Origin of the sequence: Erwinia oleae, assembly GCF_000770305.1 — a bacterium.
GTDB lineage: Bacteria > Pseudomonadota > Gammaproteobacteria > Enterobacterales > Enterobacteriaceae > Erwinia > Erwinia oleae.
On record NZ_JNVB01000157.1, the window covers coordinates 1 to 1,268 of the forward strand.

3 protein-coding genes are annotated in these 1,268 nt (G+C 53.2%); 1 reads left to right on the top strand and 2 read right to left on the bottom strand.

Annotation, left to right across the window (positions count from 1 at the left end; translation table 11 throughout):
• Nucleotides 1-183: 183 nt before the first annotated feature.
• Nucleotides 184-369, bottom strand: coding sequence for a hypothetical protein (locus tag GS12_RS22670; RefSeq protein ID WP_235421342.1), 186 nt, complete (start codon nt 367-369; stop codon nt 184-186).
• Here GS12_RS22670 and GS12_RS22675 point away from each other — a divergent pair.
• Entirely contained in the window at nt 368-811 is a 444-nt protein-coding gene (locus GS12_RS22675; RefSeq protein WP_235421344.1) for an EamA family transporter, read from the top strand. The two genes, GS12_RS22670 and GS12_RS22675, sit on opposite strands and share 2 nt — an antisense overlap.
• A gap of 252 nt (nt 812-1,063) precedes the next feature.
• Here the strand turns inward: GS12_RS22675 and GS12_RS23900 are convergent.
• The coding region (locus tag GS12_RS23900; RefSeq protein WP_160279936.1) for an IS30 family transposase at nt 1,064-1,268 on the bottom strand (205 nt) is incomplete at its 5' end.

Below are 1,268 nucleotides of genomic sequence, written 5' to 3' on the forward strand. Positions count from 1 at the left end.
ACGCTGAACCGATCGAACTGCCAGTAACAACTTTGCGAGCAGACGGGACGTTCTGGTGGCCGCCAGGTTTCCCTATATGCTGGCAGGCTGCTTCCGCGAGCGCGACGTCTCATCCATTGAGCAGCGCGTGATATTCGTATGAGGTGCTGCCGACCTCTTCCTGCCAGCTGACCAGCCAGATGTTCATTCAATCTCCCTCCGGGACTTCACGGTTTTTGCACAGTCACGCATAAAACCCCAGCTGAGGCTGATGTCGGCCTCCAGCGTCGCATCCGCCATTTCCATCGCTGCAGTCACCTCATCAGGTGAGAGTTCTGCGTCAATGTCCTCAAAGTCGTCCGCCATCCAGAGATAGACAACGCACGGCATGTCTGGGGCAAACCCCGACAGGCTAGCCATTCAGGTCTGGCCAGGTCTACTCACGGCAATGCTCGGCGTGGTATGGGTGATCCATAACGTGATCACGTTTGGCAACGCCCCACTCTGGGATTACGGTTTGCCGGTAGCGGGTATGCTGTCGCTTGCAGTGGCAACGCTTTGGCATAAACGCAGTAATGACTCACAGTCAATGGATCTCTTGCCCAATCTCTGGCTCCAGTGTTTCGTCGCGGTGATTGTCTTCGCCGTTATTGTAGGCACCCACGGTGGCCTGGCTCCGATCCCCACATTAGGGTTCACGCTCAGCGTGGTATGGACGGCGACTCTGCCAACTTTTGGAGGCGACGGTCTCTACTGGATTTGCCTGCGTAAGAGCTCAGCAACCCGCGTTACCATCGTTCTGTATCTCTGTCCACCTGTCACCATGATTTGAGCATGGGCTATGTTCAATGAGCCCCTTTCCTGGCAGATGGCTTCCGGGAGGGCGATTTCTTCTGTCGGAATCTGGATGGTCATATATGGCGAGGCAGCAGATAACGCCGCTCCCTCATAAGCCGCCATATTAATCTCATTCGCTAAATATCCGGGGTGACTCTTAGTGGGAGCATGAGAACATAAGCCTGTGACCTGCTCTCAAAGGATTAATACATCGCGATATCTGCAATGTCCGCAGATCGCTGTGAGTTCAACTGATGGACGCAACACACTTATTGAACCGTTCTGCGGGTGATTCATAGTCTAGCGTTTTTCTCGGTCTTTCGTTGAGCTGTCTGGCAACGCTGTTTAGTCTCTGCTGACTGTGAACCGATAAGTCAGTTCCCTTTGGAAAATATTGTCTTAGCAACCTGTTCGTATTTTCATTTGAGCCACGTTGCCAGGGAGATTGAGGA

Coding starts and splice junctions, on each gene's coding strand:
- GS12_RS22675 (WP_235421344.1), top strand. CDS start 368: ATGTCTGGGGCAAACCCCGACAGGCTAGCCATTCAGGTCTGGCCAGGT.
- GS12_RS22670 (WP_235421342.1), bottom strand. CDS start 369: ATGCCGTGCGTTGTCTATCTCTGGATGGCGGACGACTTTGAGGACATT.